At 37.3% G+C, this 17,822-nt stretch carries 14 protein-coding genes and 3 tRNA genes; 11 read left to right on the top strand and 6 right to left on the bottom strand.

Going from position 1 to position 17,822, the window contains the following annotated elements:
• Nucleotides 1–338: 338 nt before the first annotated feature.
• On the bottom strand, nucleotides 339–6,221 hold the full coding sequence (locus PSU83_RS02500) for a choice-of-anchor J domain-containing protein (protein ID WP_300586340.1): 5,883 nt from the start codon (nucleotides 6,219–6,221) through the stop codon (nucleotides 339–341).
• Between the two features lie 341 nt (nucleotides 6,222–6,562).
• On the opposite strand from PSU83_RS02500, the gene PSU83_RS02495 reads away from it, so the two are divergent.
• Nucleotides 6,563–7,060, top strand: coding sequence for a phosphoribosyltransferase family protein (locus tag PSU83_RS02495; RefSeq protein WP_300586338.1), 498 nt, complete (start codon nucleotides 6,563–6,565; stop codon nucleotides 7,058–7,060).
• On the opposite strand, the gene PSU83_RS02490 is transcribed toward PSU83_RS02495, so the two are convergent.
• Nucleotides 7,052–7,570 carry a shikimate kinase gene (locus tag PSU83_RS02490; RefSeq protein ID WP_300586336.1) on the bottom strand — a complete coding sequence of 173 codons (519 nt, stop codon included), beginning with the start codon at nucleotides 7,568–7,570 and terminating at the stop codon, nucleotides 7,052–7,054. The two genes, PSU83_RS02495 and PSU83_RS02490, sit on opposite strands and share 9 nt — an antisense overlap.
• Nucleotides 7,571–7,697: 127 nt before the next feature.
• Between PSU83_RS02490 and PSU83_RS02485 the strand changes: the two genes are divergently transcribed.
• The 7 genes from PSU83_RS02485 to PSU83_RS02455 all read left to right on the top strand — a co-directional run bounded on the left by PSU83_RS02485 (nucleotide 7,698) and on the right by PSU83_RS02455 (nucleotide 12,113).
• A tRNA-Lys gene (locus PSU83_RS02485) sits at nucleotides 7,698–7,770 on the top strand.
• A gap of 26 nt (nucleotides 7,771–7,796) precedes the next feature.
• Nucleotides 7,797–7,869, top strand: a tRNA-Lys gene (locus tag PSU83_RS02480).
• A 40-nt stretch (nucleotides 7,870–7,909) separates the two neighbouring features.
• Nucleotides 7,910–7,992, top strand: a tRNA-Leu gene (locus PSU83_RS02475).
• 407 nt (nucleotides 7,993–8,399) lie between these two features.
• Complete coding sequence (locus PSU83_RS02470; RefSeq protein ID WP_300586334.1) at nucleotides 8,400–9,296, top strand: MerR family transcriptional regulator; 897 nt, start codon at nucleotides 8,400–8,402, stop codon at nucleotides 9,294–9,296.
• Between the two features lie 54 nt (nucleotides 9,297–9,350).
• Nucleotides 9,351–10,811, top strand: coding sequence for a phytoene desaturase family protein (crtI, locus tag PSU83_RS02465; protein ID WP_300586332.1), 1,461 nt, complete (start codon nucleotides 9,351–9,353; stop codon nucleotides 10,809–10,811).
• A 13-nt stretch (nucleotides 10,812–10,824) separates the two neighbouring features.
• Nucleotides 10,825–11,664 (top strand): phytoene/squalene synthase family protein, encoded by an 840-nt coding sequence (locus tag PSU83_RS02460; protein WP_300586330.1) that lies wholly within the window; start codon nucleotides 10,825–10,827, stop codon nucleotides 11,662–11,664.
• Nucleotides 11,665–11,669: 5 nt separating this feature from the next.
• Entirely contained in the window at nucleotides 11,670–12,113 is a 444-nt protein-coding gene (locus tag PSU83_RS02455) for a sterol desaturase family protein (RefSeq protein ID WP_300586329.1), read from the top strand.
• Nucleotides 12,114–12,176: 63 nt separating this feature from the next.
• Here the strand turns inward: PSU83_RS02455 and PSU83_RS02450 are convergent, their stop codons facing one another.
• From PSU83_RS02450 to PSU83_RS02435, 4 genes are read right to left on the bottom strand one after another with little or no spacing between them, the layout of a single operon-like run.
• Nucleotides 12,177–12,788 carry a DUF4252 domain-containing protein gene (locus tag PSU83_RS02450; protein ID WP_363319847.1) on the bottom strand — a complete coding sequence of 204 codons (612 nt, stop codon included), beginning with the start codon at nucleotides 12,786–12,788 and terminating at the stop codon, nucleotides 12,177–12,179.
• A gap of 6 nt (nucleotides 12,789–12,794) precedes the next feature.
• A complete protein-coding gene (locus tag PSU83_RS02445; RefSeq protein ID WP_300586327.1) occupies nucleotides 12,795–13,319 on the bottom strand; it encodes a DUF4252 domain-containing protein in 525 nt (174 codons plus the stop codon).
• A 13-nt stretch (nucleotides 13,320–13,332) separates the two neighbouring features.
• A complete protein-coding gene (locus PSU83_RS02440; protein WP_300586324.1) occupies nucleotides 13,333–13,791 on the bottom strand; it encodes a hypothetical protein in 459 nt (152 codons plus the stop codon).
• Nucleotides 13,778–14,287, bottom strand: a complete 510-nt coding sequence (locus tag PSU83_RS02435; protein WP_300586322.1) for a sigma-70 family RNA polymerase sigma factor — start codon at nucleotides 14,285–14,287, stop codon at nucleotides 13,778–13,780. The genes PSU83_RS02440 and PSU83_RS02435 overlap by 14 nt, the downstream gene beginning before the upstream one ends.
• A 151-nt stretch (nucleotides 14,288–14,438) precedes the next feature.
• On the opposite strand from PSU83_RS02435, the gene PSU83_RS02430 reads away from it, so the two are divergent.
• The 3 genes from PSU83_RS02430 to PSU83_RS02420 all read left to right on the top strand — a co-directional run bounded on the left by PSU83_RS02430 (nucleotide 14,439) and on the right by PSU83_RS02420 (nucleotide 17,782).
• Nucleotides 14,439–15,836: a S41 family peptidase gene (locus PSU83_RS02430; protein WP_300586320.1), complete on the top strand. Its 1,398-nt coding sequence runs from the start codon at nucleotides 14,439–14,441 to the stop codon at nucleotides 15,834–15,836.
• 201 nt (nucleotides 15,837–16,037) lie between these two features.
• Nucleotides 16,038–16,757 (top strand): hypothetical protein, encoded by a 720-nt coding sequence (locus tag PSU83_RS02425; protein ID WP_300586318.1) that lies wholly within the window; start codon nucleotides 16,038–16,040, stop codon nucleotides 16,755–16,757.
• Between the two features lie 176 nt (nucleotides 16,758–16,933).
• Nucleotides 16,934–17,782 (top strand): ankyrin repeat domain-containing protein, encoded by an 849-nt coding sequence (locus PSU83_RS02420; protein ID WP_300586316.1) that lies wholly within the window; start codon nucleotides 16,934–16,936, stop codon nucleotides 17,780–17,782.
• The last annotated feature ends 40 nt before the right edge of the window (nucleotides 17,783–17,822 follow it).

Raw genomic sequence — 17,822 nt, 5'->3', positions numbered from 1 at the left:
GCGGGGGTGTTGGTTAGTTGTTTTTCAATATTTTAAATTATAAAAACCACACGAAAGGATTCGTGCGGTAGCGGGGGGGGTTGGTTAGTTGTTTTTCAATATTTTAAATTATAAAAACCACACGAAGGGATTCGTGCGGTAGCGGGGCTTGCTCCTTCCTCAAAAGGATATAATCGCACTTTTTAGTAAGTACAGCTAAAGAGATAAAGAATACCGGTTTGGTAAAAAGAGAAACTGCTCTAGTCAAAAGCGCTAGACCACCTGCTAAAAGTATAAAACAAAAATCCCCGCCAAAAAGCAGGGAGTGCTGTTAATTCTTAACTAGAAAACGAAATAAATTACCGTACCACTTTCTTAGTTACCATAACGCCATCTACCGTTTTAATCTGAACCAATAAAACTTGATTGGTCATTCCTTCATTAAACGTAGTTTGGGTAGCATTAATATTTTTTTGTTTCAAAAGTAAACGTCCTCTAACATCAAATACGGTAACCTCATCCATGATAAAAGTCCCCGATTTGATTACAAAATTAGCCTCTTCGTTTTTATAGATAACTACCGTATTCGCATTGAATACAGGATTTGAAGTTCCTAGCGTTTCAGTGGTGTAGCGCAATACAAAGCGGTCGTCAAACGTACCACTGTTGGTAGTGAACGTATAATTTCCAACGCTTAAATCATGAATTATATTTAAATCCTTGTCTTCCAAATAGATTTTTTGATCCGTAAACAAGCCATCGAAATCAAATAAAGAAATAGTATAGTCGCTGTTAATCGTTGATTTATATCCCAACGGAATAGTATCTGAAACATCAAACGGCACAGGTCTTCCTTGTATGCTCAACTTAATCGCATCTACCAATGTGTACAACGTGATCGCATTGCCAACATCTACCATTTCGCCGTCAAACAAACGATCTAAACCTAAAGTTCCTTGTTCTACATAACCAATTAAAGCTTGTTTGAAAGCACCTTGAGTATTTTCAATGTTCAACCAATAGCGGTGTTTTTCAAGTTCAGAAGTGGTGGTGTTAGTAAGTGCGGGAGTGGTCATTCGGAAGAATTGATCGTTATTGCCTCCTATACGCATAGTGTTTTTAAACGTAGCAGTACCATTTGACAAGCCTTTAATAAAGAACCCTTGACCTGAGGCAATTTTACCATTCGGCACAGAATTGTTCAATCCTGGGTTAGAGCTAGCGCCCGTTGGAACACCACCTACTACCCCACCTAAATAATTATAGATCGCATAATCGCTTCCAGTATATTGCAACGCGGCATTAATAGGCGTATTGTGCGTCCATAAGTAAATTGTTCCACCTAAGGTAGCAGCATTAGCAGAATCTAATAAAAACGCATCTGCAGAAAGTGCACTTGGATACGGATTTCCTAATAAATTAAACTGACTTGCGCCACCAATAATAGGTAGAGTTATAGGGCCATTATTAGGAACGCCAATAAAGTTTGCCGTGTGTCCTAAGGGAGTTGCAGGAGCGCCCGTAGGAAAACTAATAGGAGCTCTACAAATATAGCCTCTACCTGAAACCATAGTGGTAGCGGATGGATTAACATACGCCCAGTTGTTGATAGCGGGATTATACCAGAAAAATAATCCGAATGGTGCTGTTGGCGAAATTCCTTGTAAGTTTTGCGGACTGACCGGTGACGACCAATAGGTATAATCAAATCTGAACATTGGAGTCGTGGTTCGTTTATAGGTAATGTTTCCTGTATTTGCAAAGGCAATTCCGTTATTGTCTAAGTGATTCACCTGAACCAAACTCGATTTATCTTCAAATACAAGTGAACCGCCTGTAACCTTTACGTCATTCTGAACGGTCAAAGTATGATTGGTATTAAAAGTCACTAACCCCGATACCACCTGAACCGAACACGCTTGTAAGTCGGCTGTGGATGAATAATTACCGGCAAAAATAGCTCTTGCCGTGGCGTTAGGCGCTCCATTACTCCACGCTGATCCATCCCAAGTCGTAACATAAAAACTAATTAAAACACTATTGGAATAGGCAATGGGACAGCTGCCACTCTGAAGCACCACTCTATAGTAGCGACCACCTGTGAACGTCCCAATTGCTGCCGTTGTTAAAGTAGAAGTTGTATTGACAATTGTAGTAAGTCCCGAAGTAAAAGTAGCATTTGCAGCATACTCCCATCGAACAATGGTGCCTGTAGCTCCGGTTAATACTAAATTATTAGGAGCAAAACCCCCACAAATACTTTGATTACTAGACAAGGTGCCAGGAACAACATTTGGCACTACTGTTATAACGGTAGTACTGCTAGTAGAACACCCGTTAGAACCTAAAGCGGTTCCTGTATACGTTCTTGTTACTGATGGCTTAGTATAGACCGCTGCGGTTGGAGTTCCTGCAATGTAAGGTACAGTCGCAGCTGCATCAAAAAACAGCTCCGTTGCCGGCGACCAAATTACTTCCAAAGCTAGAGTTCCTGTGATTGTGACATTATCAACCGCCCAACCGTAATCGTAAGTGGCATCATAGTAAAATCGCAATTTCACATTTGGATTTCCCAATAGAGGGGCTAAATCGACTGTAGTATTGACAAAGCTACTAGACGTACCTTGAGCAGTAAACTGTGTAAGCATAGTAAACCATGTAGTTCCACCATCAGTTGAAGCTTCGACACGCGCTCGATTACCTCCAATATATCTTAAAAATTGCCAAAAACTAAAAGTGGCACTAGAATATCCCGCCAAATTAATTGTGGGTGAAATTAAATACGTCCTTGTTATATTACTCGACGGACCGCCTTGTGCATAGGAATCTGTAAAGTAAAATTGTGAGTTGTCGTTACTGCTGATTGGAAAAGGCCAAACTGCCCCAGGAGGTGAATACGGACCGTTTCTTAGCGTCCAAGCCGACTCAACAGAAGCGCCACCAGCAGAATTATTTACGGTAGTCCAATTGTTGGTTGGACCGTTAAAATTTTCACTGAAAATAGTTGAGGCTACTGCTGTGGATAAGCTTGCATTTAAAGGAAGTATAGCCCCTTGACAAATAGTGCTGATTGCCGGAACGATGCCAATTGCGGGCGGCTCTGGATTCACCGTTACGGTAAAGGTTAGCAGAGACGCGCATAAACTTCCGGATGTTTGCGAAGCGATTAATGAATACGTGGTAGTTGCTACCGGATTAAAAGTAAAACCCGCCGCTATTGAACCTGAAACTCCTGTGGTGGGCGACCAAACAAAATTAGTGTATGCCGCTGCACCGGATACCGTGACAACCCCTGTAGTCTCCCCAGAACATAGTGTTGCTGCAGTAGAACTAAAAGAGATGGGCGGCGCAGGAGAAATGTTTGCGGTTACCGGAGTTACTAATGATTTACATACATTGGAAAACTTCCAATTGTAGGCATACATATAAAAAGAACCATCATAATCATTACTAGTAATACTGGCAATGGATGATGAATAAGGATAGGTGGCGTTAGTACTATTGACAACCAAACCGGAAGCAGGCATAAATTCAAAATAAATAAAATAATTCCCCGGAGTCAAATTGAATCCTAACGGAATTGTTTGTGGTGTAGTTCCTCCTGAAACACTAGTCACAAAATTATAAAGTGCCACTGCAACATTCGAGGAATTGCGCAACGATAGTGTACCATTTTCTCCCGAAACCAAAGGATAAATATCTAATGATTGGAATGTAGTAGTGTTGGTTACAGTAAAGCTAAGGTATACTGGGATGGTCTGCGATCCCAAAGAACCTCCCTGTGTTAAAGGCGACAAGGCACCCACAGTAACCAAACCTCCGGTAGCGGTTGATTGTGCGTAATAGGTCCTAGTGGCAAAAAGTGTAGGTGTAACAAAACTGCTGCCTGTTCCAACTAAAGTAGTTGCTGCAGCATTTGAAAACCATCGAACAGTAGCACCCGATGTTGCTGTTGCCGTAAGTGTTGTTGAACCTCCACCACACAATGAACCATTGACCGAAGCCAATAATGCTGGAACAGCACAATCTGTACTAAAGGTTTGTGTAAGACTCCACTCACTCTTATCCGATGCACTGCAGTTACCGCGAACCCACACGTAGTATAATGTAGCGGCCGTTAATCCTGAAATAGTAGCGGTGGTTATTCCCGCTCCCACTGCACCGGTTGGAATTACAGCACCACTAGGCTGAACATTTGATGTACTGACATAGTATTGGTATCCGTTTGCTGGTGGTGGTGCACTGGCATTCCAGACCATAGTGGCTGTTGTAACGGAAACCGTAGAAATAACAATATTTGTTGGCTCAAAACAAGTTGGCGATACAATAACACTAATGTCATCAATCAAAATCTTGCTTTGATTCGCAAAACTGGAACCTTGAAAGCCTAAATAATAGGAATCCGTTATCGCAGGGGTGAAATCTACTATGGCAGTTTGATAAACCGTATTGCTTAGGTTTGCCAAATTTAATAAAGTACCGGTCATATTAACGGCAGTGGGACTTGATCCCAACCGTACTCTTAAGTTTTCAGCAAGTGAGCCCGTGACCGTTGTATTGTATTTGAATTTTAATCTATAAGTAACGCCTCCAGTTAGGCTTAATCCCGGAAGGAAAAACCAATCATTAGAAGCAGCAGCACTATTAGTTCGAAGATGATAAGCATTTGGAGCAGAAGCCGCCAACGTATTTTGAACTTGCCAGCTAATAGTGTCCGAGTTATCATCTGCTACCGTAAAACAACTCGGCAAAGTCGCAATTGCTGTGGTATCAAAGTTTTGATAATACGGAATGGGAAACGAGCCGCATAAAGTCGATACCAGTAATGAAGCACTGTTTAAACCACAACCCAAACCTGTGGCACGCACCCTAAAATAGTAATTCGTCAACGGAATTAAACCCGTGATGGATAAACTTGTCGCTCCGCCAGTAGATAAATTGGTATATGCGGGTAAAAGTGTAGCAAAGGTGCTTGAAGTAGAAACATCGATTTGATAATCGGTCGCTCCTGCAACAGTCGTCCACGATGCTATAAATGAATTTCCATCAACATTTGCGGTTGCTAATCCTGTTGGAGCGGCAATACAAGTTGAAATTGTTGCCGTTTCTATGCTATTCATTTTATAAAAAGGGCCACCAGAACAACCCGCATTATAAGGAATTATCCAGTAGTAATATCTTGTGTTTGGTGTTAAACCCGTTTGGGCAAATGACGTTGCATTAGAAATACTTACAACCGTAAAGATCCCCGAAATAATATCATCTACTGCCCAATAAACCCGATTGGGAATTTCAATATTAGTTGGTGTTGTATTTACGGTGCTTCTTAAAATTAAGTAATTTGTAGGAGCAGGAGAAGCTGCTGTAAAACTATTTCCGTTACTACTCGTTGCATCAACACTAAGTGTACCAAGAGAAAAAGCTGTAGGGCTGGCTGTGGGAATCGTACACGGACTTGCAGGGGTATAAGCATAGAGCAATCCGTTGTCTGGATATTCTATTGCACTAGTGCGCACCGTACTTGAATTAGCTGTTCCTAGTGCAGTTCTGCCTGACCAAGCAAAACCAGCATTGCCTCCACTCTGCACTCTATTGTTTACATCTCCCTGTAAAAAAATAGTTGTTACTCCACGAAGACCAACTTGTGCATTGTAGGCAGTGGCTCCGGTTGGAGCACAAATTCCGTATAAAATTTCAATGCCATTTGAAGTTTCATTTAATCTGATTTGAAAGTTAAAATTACCCGTAGCGACCTTTCTTCTAGCATTAGTCCACTGAACAACAAATATTCTGTTAGGCGCCGTCCCAATAGTACTGAAAACGATATCATCTGTAGCAGTTGCTGAAATTAAATCCATCCCCAGCGCACTGATAGTTCCGCCTCCTGTGAACGGAGTGGCTACGCTCAAAGGAAGATATCCCGCAGCGGCAGGCTGAATCCCAAAAGATAAATAGCCATTCGGACTTATATAACATTGTGTCTGATTTATTCCGTCGTAATTAAAAGTGAATCCAAGTGGCGCCGCAAATGCAGCACCGTTAACGTGATCATCCCAAGGTGCTGCGTAAGCAACGGATGGCGCAGTAAGAGGTGTATAAGAGGAAATTGATTCAGCATAAGTGTAGACACTAACTTGAGCGAAGCCCAACTGACCAAAAAAAGAAAAAATTAATAACGCAATAAAAACAAAGAACTGTTTTTTTTGTAAAGAAAATAGTTTCAGGGTAATGTAGTTCTTCATTTTGTTTTTTTTAAATAAAGCTTTATTGGGTTTTGACAGACACTTAAAATAGTGTTTATAAATTGATTACCAATGTTAATCCAATTCACAAATAACGGGAATTTATATTAAATGTTAAAAAAATAATCTTAACAATTTACTATTTTACGATAAAATCGGTAAAACGTGAAACAAATCCGCTGTCTCACAAAATTCTTTTCTGATAATTCTTATAGTTGATGCATACAATGGCTGAATTTTCTTATACTTTATTAATGCTACTTTTTATGTAACAGCGAAAATAATTACTAAAGCCAAAAAGAAATTGAACTGTTTTTTTATCTTTGAAAAAAAACAACATAATGAGCCAGAATCGTATTCTAAATCATCAGGAGATCGAGCATAAAATCAAACGAATTGCTTATCAAATTTATGAGACTTTTGCAGAAGAAGAGCTGATAATTTTGGCGGGGATTTCGAAGAACGGTTATATTTTAGCTCAAAAAATAAGTACTGTATTAGAAACTATATCCGATTTAAAAGTGACGCTTTGCGAAGTCAAAATAGACAAACACCATCCGTTTAAAGAGATCACCACATCCATTCCTAAAGAAAGCTATACCAACAAAGGAATTGTATTAGTAGATGATGTTTTAAACTCAGGAACAACCTTAATTTATGGCGTAAAACACTTTTTGGATGTTCCGGTAAAGAAGTTCAAAACGGCTGTTTTAGTAGACAGAAACCACAAAAAATTTCCAGTGAAAGCCGATTTCAAAGGAATCTCATTATCCACCTCATCAAAAGAACATGTCCACGTTGTTTTTGAAGAGAATAACAATCATGCCTATTTAGTTTAATAACGCAATGAGTTCCTCCACAATTGCTTGAGGTGTTTTAGTATCTACTGCAATTGTATATGTTGCCTGATTGTAAAAATAACTTCTTTCAAAGAGATGTTTTGCAATAAACTCTTTCAATTCCGCTTCCGATTGATTTTCCACAAGAGGTCGGTGTTGTTTTTCGGATTTCAGCCTTTCAAAAACAGTCTCAATAGACGCTTTCAAATAAACAGATATTGTGTTTTCGCCTTTCAGCAACAGATGGTTATTGGCATAACAAGGAGTTCCTCCGCCAGTACTGATGATTGTATCCGTAGTACTCTTAAGACATTCTTTAAAGAGTTCGTGTTCTACTTTTCTAAAATAGACTTCGCCTTTTTGCTTAAAGATTTCACTGACACTTAATCGCAGCTCTTTTTCTATTAATTTATCTAAATCGATCCATTCTATTTCTATTTTTTTGGATAACAATTGTGCAATTGTGGTCTTTCCAACAGCCATATAACCCACCAAAATAATTTTCTTCATAGCAATAAAACCTTATAAATTAAGTCGTTAACACCCCGTATCAAAAAAAGGCAAATTTATACTAAAATTGCTTTGAAATATTAATAATAAGGCCTTATATTTGCACCCGCATTCAAGAAAAGAAAAAGACTCGATAGCTCAGTTGGTAGAGCACATCACTTTTAATGATGGGGTCCTGGGTTCGAGCCCCAGTCGGGTCACATTTTTTTTTCTTTTATGTAGTTTAGACTCGATAGCTCAGTTGGTAGAGCACATCACTTTTAATGATGGGGTCCTGGGTTCGAGCCCCAGTCGGGTCACAAAAAGTCGAACAATTATTGTTTGACTTTTTTTGTTTTAGGCCACGTGGAGAAACGGTAGACTTGCCAGCTTGAGGGGCTGGTGCTCGCAAGGGCGTGTGGGTTCAAATCCCATCGTGGTCACGAATAAATAAAAGGGTAGTAAAAAAACAGCAAGCTCGCTTGAACTGTTTTTTTTACTACCCTTTTATTTTCAAAGCGGCCCTTTGTGGGAAGGGCGAAGCCAATTTTATCCGTTTATTTTAAATCCTAGATTACAAAACATAAGCCCGATGAACTATTTTTAAATAGCAACTCTAGAAAATTCCTAAGTTTTCGAAGCGTTTTTTTTGGATCTGTAAATCTAATCCCAACCTCTTACACTCATTGAATGAGTTACAAATTAATCATAATCAGCCTATTATACAAAAAATGCGCTACTAGATCATAAATCGCACTGAGCTTAATTTTAAAAATTCACATTGAATTATTTAATATTCAAATAATGTCAAATAAATTACTTAATTTTGTTTAACAAATTTAGAGAAAAGATGAACAACATTAAAAGTGTCTTTAGCATAAAAGATTTAGAAAATATTTCTGGTATCAAAGCACATACTATTAGAATATGGGAAAAACGGTATAGTGTTTTAGAGCCAATGCGTACTCAAACCAATATACGAACGTATGATTTGGAAAATCTTCAAAAACTACTAAACATCACTTTGTTGCACAATCATGGTTACAAAATATCACAAATATCTAAATTAACCGAACAACGAATTCCGGAGCTTGTAAACGAAATTATAACGGATAAAAGCTTCAAGCACCATGCGATAAGTTCGTTTAAAATGGCTATGATGAATTTTGATCAAACGCTATTTATCAATACTTATAACGCATTACTTGCTGAAAAATCGTTTCGTGAAATATTCTTTGACATCTTTCTTCCGTTCATTGGTGAAATTGGCTATTTATGGCAAACTAATACAATCTCGATAGCGCACGAACATTTTATAAGTTATTTGATCAAACAAAAAATTCTATTAGAAACGGAAGCGTTGCAAGCTAAGAACCCAACCAACGACGAAAAAGTTTTTGTTTTATATTTGCCAGAGAACGAAATTCACGAACTCGGCTTAATGTACTTAAATTACGAAATACAGCTCAATGGCTACAAGACGATTTTTTTAGGAGAAAGTGTTCCGATTAGTAGCGTCAAGGATATGAAAAAATATTTTGACAACCTCGTTTTTATTTGCTACATGACCGTTGAACCAAATGTGAATGAATTAAATAACTACGTACGAGAAGTAATCAAAGAACTTCTAGATGAAAATTCTGAATTATGGGCTATTGGAAGAATGGTTGAAAACATAGACTCCAAACTTATTAACAATAATATTAAAACCTTTACCTCTATCAATGATCTTGTTGAAAAATTATAATTTACTTAAAAAGGAACCTATTTGTTTAACTTTTTTAACGTTTGTTAAACAGTTATGAAAAAAGAAATAAAAATCATCGGCTCTGGTTTTTCCTCACTTGCAGCTGCTTGCTATCTTGCCAAACAAGGAAATGCCGTTACAGTTTTTGAAAAAAACGCGACTATTGGTGGCAGAGCCCGCCAATTAATAAAAGAAGGCTTTACATTTGATATCGGTCCAACTTGGTATTGGATGCCCGATGTTTTTGAACGGTTCTTTGCTGACTTTGGTAAAAAACCTTCAGATTACTATGAACTGATCAAACTTTCTCCGGCGTATCAAGTCTATTTTGGAGTCAAAGATTTTGTTACTATTGCCGACAATCTTCCAGAAATTATCACAACTTTTGAATCTATAGAAAAAGGAAGTGGTAAAAAGTTGGAAAATTTTATGGCTGAAGCACAAAGCAACTACGAAATCGCTATAAAGGATTTAGTTTATCGTCCGGGAGTTTCTCCATTGGAATTAATTACGTTGGAAACGGCAAAAAAAGTCGATCAGTTTTTTGGAAATATCTCGAAAGACATCCGCAAAAAATTTAAGAATACTAAACTTGTTCAGATACTTGAATTTCCCGTACTTTTCTTAGGAGCAAAACCATCGGACACACCCTCGTTTTATAGCTTTATGAATTTTGCAGATTTTGGCTTAGGAACTTGGCATCCAAAAAACGGAATGTATAGCGTTATTCTCGCAATGGAAAAATTAGCGATAGAGCTTGGCGTTACGATACATACCAATTCGAATATTGAAAAAATTATTGTAGAGAATGACACAGCAACAGCATTAGTTGTTAATGGTGAAACAATAAAAGGCGACATTATTTTAAGCGGTGCAGATTATCATCACAGTGAAACCTTATTAGATAAAAAATACCGCGCCTATTCTGAAAAATATTGGGAAAGTAGAACATTTGCCCCTTCTTCACTCCTATTCTATGTTGGCTTTGACAAGAAAATTGAAAATGTAGAACATCATACTTTATTTTTTGATGTCGATTTTGATGTGCATGCTTCTGCAATATATGACAATCCTAAATGGCCCGAAAATCCATTGTTTTATGCTAGTTTTCCCTCTAAAACCGATGCTAATTCTGCGCCAGAAGGAAAAGAAGCTGGTATCTTTTTAATACCACTTGCGCCTGGCTTAGAAGATACTCCTGAACTTAGGAAAATCTACTTTAACAAAATTATTACTCGTTTTGAAGAACTAACACAGCAACATGTGAAAGGTTTTATTATCTTTAAAGAATCATTTTGTGTAAACGACTTTATAAAAGATTATAATTCGTATAAAGGAAATGCCTATGGCTTAGCAAATACGCTATTACAAACTGCATTTTTAAGACCCAAATTGAAAAGTAAAAAAGTAAAAAATCTCTTTTTTACCGGACAATTAACTGTTCCCGGACCGGGTGTTCCACCGGCATTAATATCCGGAAAACTGGTAGCAGAATTGATTGAAAAAAATCTATAATTAAAAGTACTTTATGAAATCACTTTTTGACAAAATATCCTACGATTGTAGCAAGAACGTAACCAAGTCTTATAGCACATCCTTTTCGGCTGCTGTAAAGATGTTGGCTCCGGCAATTCGTCAAGATATTTATAACATTTATGGCTTTGTGCGCTTCGCGGATGAAATTGTAGATACGTTTCACGATTACGATAAAGAAGCACTTTTTGAAATGTTTCAGAAAGATTTAGAAAGCGCTTTGGATAAAAAAATAAGCTTGAATCCGATACTGAATTCTTTTCAACATACAGTTCATAAATATTCAATTCCGAATACTATGATTGATTCATTTATGAAAAGTATGAAATTGGATTTACAAAAAACAGAATACAAATCGTTTGAGGAATACAATGAATACATTTACGGTTCGGCAGACGTAGTGGGTCTAATGTGCCTAAAAGTTTTTGTTAATGGTGACGTTCAGCAATTTACTGAATTAGAACATTCCGCTATGCGATTAGGATCAGCGTTCCAAAAAGTGAATTTCTTGCGCGATTTGAAAGCGGATTATGAAGATTTGAATCGCACTTATTTCCCGAATACCGATTTATCCCGTTTGGACGAACATTCGAAAGACGCGATTATTAAAGAAATAGAAGCCGATTTTGAAGCAGGCTACCAAGGAATTTTAAAATTGCCTTTAGAAGCAAAATTTGGGGTATATACAGCCTATGTTTATTATAAGAAGCTGCTATCCAAATTAAAAAAAACGCCCTCAATGGAAATCAAGAACACTAGAATTCGGGTTCCCGATTACCAAAAATTTGGTCTCTTAGCCAAATGTTACGTTAATTATCGTTTGAATTTATTATAAAAATTATGTTACTCAATATCTTTGTTTTTATCGTTACTTTTTCCATAATGGAATTCATGGCATGGTTTAGCCACAAGTATATAATGCACGGTTTCCTGTGGAATTTACATGCGGACCATCACAAAAAAGACCACGATTCGTGGTTTGAAAGAAATGATGCTTTCTTTATTTTTTATGCGGTTGTGAGCGTTGGGTTCTTCTTATTATGGCAATATGAATATCTTGCCGTTGGATTGGCTATTGGTTTAGGAATTTTTTCCTATGGATTAGCCTATTTTACAGTGCATGATATTTTTATTCACCAACGTTTTAAAATGTTTAGAAATGCAAACAATCGGTATGCAAAAGCCGTTAGACGCGCGCACAAAATGCATCACAAACACATAGGAAAAGGAGATGGTGAATGTTTCGGAATGTTAGTGGTTCCTTTCAAATACTTCAAAAAATAAAAAAATCCCGTATCGTTTTTATATCGTTACGGGACTTTTCATTTAAAATAACTAACCTCTAAATTATTTCATTATCGCTTGTAAGGGTTTCAATTGCTCCATATCAATATTGGAACTTTTCAAAATAGAAAGGATGTTCATAATATTATTTGGATTCATATCTTTTCCCAAAATTCGAACTACTGCAAATCCGTTATCTTCTTTTTTACCATACAGTATAAATTCACTGATGTTATTTTCATCGCCAACAAAACTGATGGATGCAGCATCTTTTCCTGAACCATATTTCATCAATTCTTGGTATTCTTTTCCTTTCAGAATTTCTTTTACCTTATTGCTTTCTGTTTCAAATTGAGCCTTATTGGTTTTATCCAATTTAAAAGCCAAAACATTCATCTTGTCAAAAGAAGCTAAGGCCGTTTTTTGTTCGGCACTCAGTTTCGTCTTATCGATGTTGATGATACTTGGAGCAACATCTAGTACAATAAAATCTTTCTTATCTGAATTTTCTACAAAATAACTCTGAATCGTAGGTTTACTGTTACAACCCGTAAGAAATAACGAAACCAGTAGTGCTGTATATAATGCGACTTTATTCATAACGTTAAAATTATTTTTTCTGAGTTCGTGACCCGAGCCTAAAAAGCGAACGGTTGCCATAATCTTAGATTTCATGACCGATTATTTAGACTTTGCTTTTGACGCTTTTTTCAATTCAGCACCACCGGGCAAGTTCATCTTATCGGTCAAAATAGAAAGTTCATTCAAATCGAAATCTCCCGTTAACGACATTAGGACCGATTCATCTTTAGGACCGCCTTCTACAAACATCATTAACTCTCTAATTTGCGATTCAGTAGAACCTGATTTTACAAATATCTTCACACTTTTACCTTTTTCAGTTACGCGCATCAACTCTTCTAGTGAAGCCGTTTTAATATATTTTTCAGATACGGCTTTCATCTCGTCTGCTTTTTTGTCGCTGCTGGTTACAAACACTTTTAGATTGTCTAACTTTTTGATCAAATTCACATATTGCTGTGTCTCCTTGTCTTTTACTTCCATTTTGCTTAGCAGCGAAAACATCTTTTTGTTGACGATAACGGTTGCGATATCATCTTGACCGTCAAATTTGTCAAAGACGCTTTGTGCAAAAAAGGTGCTTGTGCTTAAAACCAACACCAAACTTAAAATTACTTTTCTCATGATTTCTGATTGTTTACTTTTTAAAAATTCTATTTTTTGATTGTTCATAATCTTTTAAATAACGCATGCCCCCTATTCCTTTATTCACACTGGTTGATATCATATTCAGTGCTTTCTGGGTTTCTCTAAATGCCACTTCGGGGTCGTCAATGGTTCCTAAATCTTGTGCTTCGGTCTTGTTATAACTTTCGAATGTAAATAAACCTACTCCCAAGAAAACTACTGCAGAAGCAGCAATTGATAACCAAACTATGCGATTGCTTTTCTTGTTTTGAGGTTTTAATAACGGAATCGTTGCAGTAAATTGCTCGTTTTTCGCTTGGACGGCATAACCAAACAACGGTTTATACTGTTCCAAATTTGGAGCCACTGCTGCGGAAGTAAAATAGTCTTTCAACTCTTTTTCCTCTTGGATGGTGGTTTGTGCCTCAAAGTATTTTTCTAGTAAATTTTCTATTCTATCCAATGCCATAATGATGTGTTTTAACCATTTTTTCTCGTATCGTTTTCCGTGCTCGTGACAAGGCGGTGCGGATTGCCTGTTCATTCATTTCTAAAATGGTGCTGATTTCTTCAAACTCCATTTCTTCAATATCTCTCATCTGAACGATTAATTTTTGCTGTTCGGGCAAGTCGTTCATTATTTTTTCAACCCAATTCCACGTGTCTCGGTCTTCTACTTTTTGTTGTACACTAGCTTCTCTATCGGTGAAATTGGTGTGGACAATTTTCATGTTGCTGGCCCTTTTTGATTTCAATTGATCCAAGCAAAAATTCTTGGTCATGGTCATGGCTAGGGCTTCAACGCTGTTGTATTGATCCAAACTTTCATTTCTATTCCACAATTTTACTAAAACTTCCTGAGTTGCATCTTCTGCTTCTTCGGTGCTCACGAGTAACCGTTTCGCTACCCGAAAGAGCTTATCCTTAAACGGATTCACAAGTTGCATAAACTCAATTTGGTTCATTAAAACAGTTTTGGTTTTTGGTTATATAGGCAAGACGACGCACTATTTTATTTGTTACAAACAAAATACATTTTTCAATCTAAACTTAGTAAATTTACGTTTATAAATAAAACGTTCAGGAGGATACCTTTCTGAAATAAATTCAGCATAAATGAAAAAAGCAATTGCCTCCTTACTTCTTCTTCTGGCACTTATCCCGTTTGGTTGTACCGATATGGATGATAATGCGGTTCCTTCTACCTTAAAGATCAATGATTTTATTTGGAAAGGAATGAACTTATATTATTTATGGCAAGCCGATGTGCCCGATTTGGCGGACAATCGCTTTGCGAATCAAACCGAGTTGAACACTTTCACAGCCAGTTATTCCAGTCCCGAAACCTTGTTTAATCACCTTCGCGTTCCGGCACCCATGGATAGATTCAGTGTGATTTATAGCGATTATAGGGTGCTAGAAGGTGTATTGTCTGGTACTACCTTAAACAATGGCGTTGATTATGCGTTACGCTATACCGATGCTTCTCAAACTACCATTTACGGCTGGGTTCGGTACATTATTCCGAATTCCGATGCCTCGAATAAAAACATTCAGCGTGGCGCTATTTTTTATGCTATTGATGGCGAAACATTGAATGCCACTAATTACCGAAGCCTCTTGGCACGCGATTCCTATACGCTAAATTTAGCCGATTATAACGGAGGAAGCATTACGCCCAACGGTCAATCGGTCAATTTAACCAAAACGAATTTGGCCGAAAATCCGATACTGATTAACACCGTGATTACCCAAGGAACGCACCGCATTGGTTACTTACTCTACAACGGATTTTACCCTAGTTATGACAACCAATTGAACACCGTGTTTGGTTCGTTTTTGTCGCAAAATGTTACCGACTTGGTATTGGATTTACGGTATAATTCGGGTGGCTCAGTAAGTACAGCAACCAAATTAGCGAGTATGATTACCGGACAATTCACGGGACAACTCTTTGCAAAAGAACAATGGAATGCCAAAGCCCAAGCCTATTTTTTAAGCACGAATCCGGGGAATTTAGAAAACAAATTCGTCTCTGGCTTGAATGGTTTACAGCTCAACAAGGTGTACATTTTGACTACAAAAGCTTCGGCTTCGGCAAGTGAATTGGTGGTCAATTGTTTGAAACCGTACATTAATGTGGTTCAAATTGGCGATGTTACTACGGGTAAAAATGTGGGTTCGATTACCTTATACGATTCGCCAAATTATTCGAAAACCAATGTGAATACGACTCATAAATATGCCCTGCAACCTATCGTATTGAAAATTGTAGATAAAAACGGATTTGGAGACTACACAGCCGGCATTACCCCTACCACTCTTTTACCTGAAAACATGAATACGTTGGACGTATTAGGATCTGTAAACGAACCTTTATTGAGTGCGGCTATCAACCAAATTGTAGGTGGCGGCAAAATGCTTCCGCCGGTTCCGGCAGTTATAGCACGTGATTTTGTAGATGCCAAATCAATACATCCGCTGGGAAGCGAAATGTATGTAGATAGGAAATAATGCCATGAGTAAGGGTTATATGCTTCATCAGTACTGAGTAATTTATCAAGGCCAAAACCGTACCTTATTCTACACTTGTTCGGTGCTTGTTCGACAAAGGGTGCCTAAAGGGTACTACAACCCCGAACAAGCACCGAACAAGTACCGAACAAGTAACCGCATACGATTAAGTGCACAGAATCAAAAAATAAACACCTAATTATGGCTAAAATCACAGACTATAGCGGAGATATACCTAAGCGTATTGGCAACCTCGTTATTTACAAGCTGCATGATAATCTAATTGTGAGAACGCAGAGTGGATTTACTAGCGAGGCACTACTTAACGACGCTAAATATGCTAAAATACGCAACAATGCCACTGAATTTGGCAATGTTTCCTCTTTGAGTAAGGCAGTCAGAATGGCTTTAGCACTCCTTTTGCCCAAAACCAACACTCTGGCTGTAGTGAATAGTTTTACCAAAAAGATGCGGGAGCTAATGAATTATGATTTGGTTTCTGTTTCAGGCAAAAGGAATCTGGCGGATGCTTTGAAAAATCCTGCCGGAAGAGCCGTACTTAAGGATTATGATTTTAATCCGAATTCCAGGCTGGATTTAGGCTACACCCTGAATCAAAACGCTATAACCTTGGAAACCGGTAGCATTGTATTTGCCAAACAGCGTAGCCGCATTGGTTTTAGAACTCATGTTTTATCTTTTGATTTTACAAGTCGTGAACACCAGCTTGAATCTACAGCATGGCATTCTTACGCTAAATCAGAACTGCCACAGCGTATTGAGCTTCCCTTAGCCGGTATTGCAGAAACCGAAAGAATTAAGTTCACACTTTTAGAAACCTATTTTTATACTGCTGCTGAACAAAATGTAGAGGGTAATGATGGATTGAAAAGCTTGAAAATAATCGACATCACTCCGTAAAACCTCAGGCGTTCGCGTACTGCCTCTTTTTACAGTCATAAATATACAGGCGACGTGCGTGACAAGCTTGATTAGCTGATGGAATAAAAGAGTAAATTTGGGAGGCTATTGGTCGCATAGTAGCACCAATTGGAAGGTTGGCAGTACTGTCAGCAAAAATCCTTAAAATAGAACCTATGAAGAAAATTTTGCTTTTAGTTATTATCAATTTAATAATGACTTCTTGCGCATCTCAAACCGAATTGCCTGGTTACAGTTTTAGTAATTTTAAAAACACAAAAATATGGGACTTAGCAAAAGCTGTAGAAAACAATGATGCCGAAAAAGTCAGAGAAATTTTAACTGCCAAAAAAGTAAATGTAGATTTTAAAGATCCAGAATTTAAAGAAACTCTGCTTTCATTGGCTATCGTAAATCAAAAACAAAATGCTATTATAGAACTTTTAAAAGCAGGTGCAAACCCAAACGAATTATTGGGAGATTTGAAAGATGAAACTCCATTTATAAATGCAATTAATTACAATGAAAATTGTGATTTATTTTATATTAAAACTCTATTAAAATATGGAGCTAATCCGAATTTAGAAATTATAAATCCAGAAGAAGGGCATTATTTTGAAAACAGCTTTCCTTTGTTAGTAGCTATCGGAAAAACGGGCAATAATGGCGATGAGTGTTTAAGTGTTGTTAAATTATTAGTAGAAAATGGAGCAAATATAAATTGTTGCTATCAAAACTCAATGACTCAAATGTGTGAAGGTGTTATAAATCAATGTTTAATAACAAAAAGTATGGAAACTCTAAAATACTTTGTGATAGAAAAAAAAATAAACATTCCTGAAAAAGTATATATTACTGGTGGCATTAATAAATCAACGCAGAAAATTTATAGTCTGTCAGAAATTCTAAACACTAACGATTATAAATTTGAAGACTTTACAATTAATGGCGAAAAATTTGAAAGGTCTAAAATAAGACAAGAGAAAAGTGAAATTTTAGCATATTTGAAAGACCGAAAAAGATAAAAACTACTGCCAACAGCTTTTTCTCGCAATTACTTCGTCC

This window comes from Flavobacterium sp., from assembly GCF_029945805.1.
Lineage (GTDB): Bacteria > Bacteroidota > Bacteroidia > Flavobacteriales > Flavobacteriaceae > Flavobacterium.
The sequence above is the reverse complement of the archived record's forward strand: the minus strand, read 5'-3'. Positions and strand labels throughout refer to the sequence as shown.